Origin of the sequence: uncultured Veillonella sp. (genome assembly GCF_915069625.1) — a bacterium.
Taxonomy (GTDB): Bacteria; Bacillota; Negativicutes; order Veillonellales; family Veillonellaceae; genus Veillonella.
Window position 1 is genome coordinate 1 of record NZ_CAJZFD010000139.1, and the last position, 5,655, is coordinate 5,655.

Consider the following 5,655-nt stretch of genomic DNA (forward strand, 5'->3'; position numbering starts at 1 on the left):
GCTATAACTGATTCGATTGGAAAAATTCTTTCGCTGCTTTTAATCGTCCTCGTTCACAAGAGACTTGTAGTTCGTCACCTGGTTCAAGTTTTACATCCCCTAACGGCACAATGTATGTTCCATTGCGACGAATACTTACGATGAGTGTCCCATCTGGCAAGGCCAAGTCTTGTAATTGTACATCTGTATAATTCGCTACTACAGGTACCTTCGTTTGGAAGAAAGTTTGTACAGACTCTAAATTGTTTTGACCACTCATGGCTTGTAATAAAGAATCGTAAATAGGCGGTTCTTTTAACAACTCTGCCACAAGGTAGGCCACCAGTGTAACGATACCGATGGCGTAAATATTGGAGAAACTATTCGTCATTTCAAGAACGAGCAAAATCGCCAAAATTGGTGTTCGCATAGCCGCCGCTAACATGCCGCCCATGGCGCAAATAACGAATTGCGGTACAAAATCAGGAGCGATGATACCCACTGATGAAAGTAAACTTTCACAAAAGGCACCTGCCGAAGCCCCTATAACGAGCATAGGCAAGAATATACCGCCTTGCGCACCACTGCCATAGCAGAAGGTAGTAAGCAAAATCTTACCTAATACGATACCCCCTAAGAGCAAGACGCCATGAGAGTGAAAGGCTAGCTGCCCCACAAGATCATTGCCACCGCCCAAGAGAAGTTGCGAGTCATAGCCGATAACGGCCACAGTCACAAAGGTAAGGGCTAATTTCAAGAACCGAGAGCATTTAAGCCATTCAAAGAACTTCTTGAATGCGAAAATCATGCGACAGAATAGCACCCCACAAAGCCCCATGATAAGGCCAACCATAAGAAGGACTGGGAAGTACTCAAGAGGTACTCCGGAGGTAATCGAGAATCCAAGGGCTGGTTCGAGGCCAAATATACTAACCGTAATATAGTTAGAAATCAATGTGGCCACAAAGGTGGGCACAACGAGGTACGGATAAAAGCTTTTATGGACCTCTTCAAAGACGAACATCGCCCCCGATACAGGCGCACTAAATGCGGCCGTTAAGCCTGCACCTGCCCCAGCAGAGGTTAAGATACGCTGCTCACGCAGTCCTGAATTCATCCAATAGGACACGATCTTGCCGGCAGAGCCACCAATTTGTACGGCTGGACCTTCACGACCTACAGAAAAGCCTGCAAACCCAGTCAATACACCACCAATCATCTTGGAAGCTAAAGTCCGATACGGCTTCATATCAAAGAGCCCTAGCATTTCCCCTTCGATTTGAGGAATACCAGAACCACCAGACAATGGAGCCCATGCAAGCAATCGATCTACAACAAAGGCAAAGATGACCATCATCACAAGCCATCCTATAGCCCATTCCATGGTAATACCATCCATCAAGTGCCAACGAATATGCTCTGACTCCAGGATTAAATAACGATAGGTAGCACCACAAAAGCCTGCAATCACGCCCACAAGAGCGCCCTTCGCAATGAGCTCCGTCAACAACATACGATTCATGGACATATCTGCTAAGGTAGAACTTCGCTTATTAAATTTCCATAGCTTCATAACATTCCTCCTTAGCACTGACCAAATCTGGCTTATTATCTAGTAACATACATACAACCAAACTAAGTATTCATATCCTTAGTATACTTATGTAAACCACCATTTTCAAGAAAGGATTACGTATCAAACAGCTATCTCACTAAATGCGAAATTAAAATTTCGAGTCATAAGACATTCCATAGGACTTCAAACGCAAAGCTAGCCACCTCTAGAACGAGATGGCTAGTTTTGTTAAGCAAGTGTGTAAATGTATTTTCTTTACATATTCGGAGGCATCTGAAATATGTAAAGATTCTAAAGATGTAAAGTTCTTAGGGATAGAGCTAGGCATCATTTAGACTATTAGATTATTTAGACTAGCAAAATATTTAGACTAGTCTAAATATTGATACCATATTATAGTATTAAATCCTATACATCATAAAACACTATATGCTATCAAATCTTAAAATTCCTTAGAATATGGATTCGTAAATACCGATGATTTCTTCCTTAGATACATCCCTTGGGTTACCAGGTGTACATGCATCGTTGAAAGCAGATTCAGCGAGGAATGGAATATCTTCCCGTTTCACGCCAGCTTCGCTAAGGGATTTAGGAATGCCTACATCATCAGCTAGTTTTTGGATCACATCGATAGCAGCTTGACGATATGTTTCTTGATCCATGCCGTCTACATCAGGAACGCCCATAACGCGAGCAATTTCACGATATTTTTCACCTGTTGCAGGGGCGTTGAATTTCAATACTGCTGTTAACAGCATGGCACACGCTTTACCATGCGGGATATCGTATACAGCACTCAATGGATGTGCCATGGAGTGAACAATACCAAGGCCTACGTTGGAGAAGCCCATACCTGCAATATATTGACCAAGGGACATAGCTTCACGACCTGCGAAGTCACCAGCTACGGCGCTACGTAAGGAACGACCAATGATTTCAATGGCTTTCAAATGAAGCATATCAGTGAGTTCCCATGCACCTTTGGTGATATATCCTTCCACAGCATGAACGAGAGCATCCATACCTGTAGATGCGCAAAGACCTGTTGGCATCGATGCGGACATATCAGAATCCACGATGGCTACGATTGGGATGTCATGAGGGTCAACGCAAACGAATTTACGGTTCTTTTCAACGTCTGTAATAACGTAGTTAATCGTAACCTCTGCCGCCGTACCAGATGTAGTAGACACAGCGATAATCGGCAAGCATGGATGCTTTGTAGGAGCCAATCCTTCAAGGCTACGTACATCGCCGAACTCAGGATTTGTAATAATCGTAGCAATAGCCTTACTTGTATCGATAGCACTGCCACCACCTACAGCAACGATAGCTTCAGCACCTGCCGCCTTACAAGCAGCCACACCAGATGTTACGTTTTCAATGGTTGGATTTGGCTTAATATTATCATATACATCGTAAGCAATGCCTGCCGCATCAAGTAGGTCTGTTACCTTTGTAGCCACCTTAAACTCAAACAAATCAGGTGTAGACGTAACGAGGACCTTTTTAAAATGGCGATTCTTAATTTCGTTCACAATCTCCTGAATCGCCCCTTGCCCAAAATAGGACGTACCGTTCAACATAATTCTCCGAGCCATATACAATCACTCCTAACGAATAAAAAATAAACCGATAGAGAATAACTATACTAAGTAATTCTCTATCGGTTTATTAAAATCCTTGAAGCTGTGTTATGTATACACTATATAATCATTGTAATAATTCTAAGGTTTGTTTCCATTGAAGTGTTAACTCCATTCTGGCTAGGACCTGATTAAACTGTATAACAGGTAACGATTCACTTAAAAGTATTAATTCATTAATTACCTCATCAATAATACACTTGTACGATATTCTAGGCAATAGTAATCTTAAAGATATTAACACTCCATATACTGAAGATTCACTGCCTTTTGGAGTTTGTACAAAATAATATGTTAATTTTTTAATAGTTTTCTTTGGACCTATAATTCTATGGTTATAAAGTCTGTCTCCATGCGCACATACATTTCTATAACCCACAAGAACATCTAGTATTTCACTAAAAACAGGTATCAAAGTAGATGTTGGATCAGTAATAGATACCTTATACTCACCAGTATATTCCTTATGTATATCTTTTAATATTCTCTCTTGTATATTAGGTGTAATTAATTTATAAAAATTAGTAATTTCACCGAATGTAAGTTTTGTTACCAATACCCATAATGGTAAATCTTGATGTGTTGTTAAATAATGAGAAAACATCGTATATCTCGCATTACGTTGTGTAGCATTAGATAATTTAGAGACTAATTCCGTCGCTTTTGGTAAGTTTGTTTTAGAAAAATTATTTACATTCAAATGACTAAATTCAGATGTATATACCTCCGAAAAACGATAAGATACTTTAGTACAAATATTTTGTTCAGCTTGCAATAGAGCTTTTAATAAAATAATTCGCAAATTACGATCAAAACAATATAATCCATATATTTGAAAGAATGTTGTCCCAGTTACATAATAGTCATCACCACTATTTAATGTTGCATTATTATCTAAAAAAATGTCTTTATATCCATTAATTACTGCATAATAGTTATCTCTCGCTAAAATTCTTTTAACTCTACTACCTTCGCTCCCCTTTCCAATTGTAATATTTCGTTTTCTCATCAAGCGTAATAGGGAATCTAAAGACTTAAACGGCTTAGACATAAGTCCCTCCTACAAACAAAAAAGCTCGCCGACCCTTGAGTCGACGAGCGTTGTACGTTGCCCGTAAGCTTCGCACAGTTTCTCTGTGTAATAACTATAACAAAGTTCTCCCTTGAGTGTCAACTCAGATGCGATTTCAATGAATAGTACTTCCACTTTCTATATTCGTTATATGATTAATTAATTCCTGCCAACAAAAACAAATAGTCTAAGAAATTTTAGTTATCTTCATAAGCAAGATTCGTTTCACAGATTCATCGAGTCGTTCTTTGGAGATTTGGCCGTCTTTTACAGCTTTCATAAGGCCATTGTACGCCTCTTGCATGTGTTCGTACTCGTGGCATACAAGCAAGATATCACTGCCAGCCAAAATAGATTGAACCGCCATATCACCGAAGGTGTAGTGTTTTGCAAGAGCGCCCATATCCATATCATCCGTTACGACAACGCCGTTATAGCCCATATCCTTGCGCAACCAGTCTGTAATGATGGCTTTAGATAAACTAGATGGATGGTCTGGATCGATTTGAGGGTACATCGCATGAGACACCATAATTGCATATGTATTCGGTTTAGACTGCTTAATAAGGTCTACAAATACCTTCGTATCTTCATTCAGCAATGTTTCCTTAGATACTGGCACAACACTGGTATCAGCATGTAAATCCACGTCTGTTTTACCAATACCTGGGAAATGTTTGTAAGAATACCACAAGCCCGCTTCATCATAGGCCTTGCCTACTGCACTGGTATAGCGTACGACCTCATCAGGATTTGTACTAAAGGAACGGCCATAGGTTAAGCCCAAGTCCGCTACAGGCGCAAAGTTAATATTGAATCCCAAGTCTTTAAGTTCCGTACCAGACTGTTTGGCCAAGGATACCGCTTTCTCAATAGGCTCCTTGCCTAACTCTTCTGCTGGAGGAACCTTGATGAGCTGATCCTCCATGCGCGCTACGGCACCGCCCTCTTGGTCGATACCGATGAATAACGGCGTTAAACCCGCGCTTTTACCAGTTTTATTAATATCCGCAATCAGCGATTTCACTTGATCCTTGGACTCCATATTCCGGTCAAACAAGATAATGCCGCCCACACGGTATTCATTGAGCATAAACTTCGCATCATCGTTCAAGGTCTTGCCGTGGATGCCAATCATCAACAATTGCCCCACCTTGTCTGCGTCAGACATATTAGCCACTAATTTGTCCACCTTTTCCTCTGGTGAAAGCTCGCTCTGTGCTACAGACTCATAAGTTACAGGCTCCGCCTTAGAAGTAAATGGATTATGTAAACCGCAACCCGTTGTGAGCGCCAATGCGCCGATCATCGTAGCTGCTACGATACGTCGAAACATATATACCTCCAAAATCTCTAAAAAGTATTATGTATAGTATATC

4 protein-coding genes are annotated in these 5,655 nt (G+C 40.7%); all 4 read right to left on the reverse strand.

What is annotated here, in order from left to right:
• Position 1 precedes the first annotated feature (1 nt).
• The 4 genes from QZ548_RS07525 to QZ548_RS07540 all read right to left on the reverse strand — a co-directional run bounded on the left by QZ548_RS07525 (position 2) and on the right by QZ548_RS07540 (position 5,612).
• Positions 2-1,552 (reverse strand): ClC family H(+)/Cl(-) exchange transporter, encoded by a 1,551-nt coding sequence (locus QZ548_RS07525; protein WP_295869438.1) that lies wholly within the window; start codon positions 1,550-1,552, stop codon positions 2-4.
• A 455-nt stretch (positions 1,553-2,007) separates the two neighbouring features.
• A complete protein-coding gene (gene fucO, locus QZ548_RS07530) occupies positions 2,008-3,159 on the reverse strand; it encodes a lactaldehyde reductase (RefSeq protein WP_295869440.1) in 1,152 nt (383 codons plus the stop codon).
• A gap of 112 nt (positions 3,160-3,271) precedes the next feature.
• A complete protein-coding gene (locus tag QZ548_RS07535; protein ID WP_295869442.1) occupies positions 3,272-4,255 on the reverse strand; it encodes an Abi family protein in 984 nt (327 codons plus the stop codon).
• A 208-nt stretch (positions 4,256-4,463) separates the two neighbouring features.
• The gene (locus QZ548_RS07540; RefSeq protein ID WP_295869444.1) at positions 4,464-5,612 is read right to left on the reverse strand and encodes a glycoside hydrolase family 3 protein; all 1,149 of its coding nucleotides are present in this window, start codon (positions 5,610-5,612) and stop codon (positions 4,464-4,466) included.
• Positions 5,613-5,655: the final 43 nt, after the last annotated feature.

Coding starts and splice junctions, on each gene's coding strand:
- QZ548_RS07540 (WP_295869444.1), bottom strand. CDS start 5,612: ATGTTTCGACGTATCGTAGCAGCTACGATGATCGGCGCATTGGCGCTC.
- QZ548_RS07535 (WP_295869442.1), bottom strand. CDS start 4,255: ATGTCTAAGCCGTTTAAGTCTTTAGATTCCCTATTACGCTTGATGAGA.
- QZ548_RS07525 (WP_295869438.1), bottom strand. CDS start 1,552: ATGAAGCTATGGAAATTTAATAAGCGAAGTTCTACCTTAGCAGATATG.
- fucO (WP_295869440.1), bottom strand. CDS start 3,159: ATGGCTCGGAGAATTATGTTGAACGGTACGTCCTATTTTGGGCAAGGG.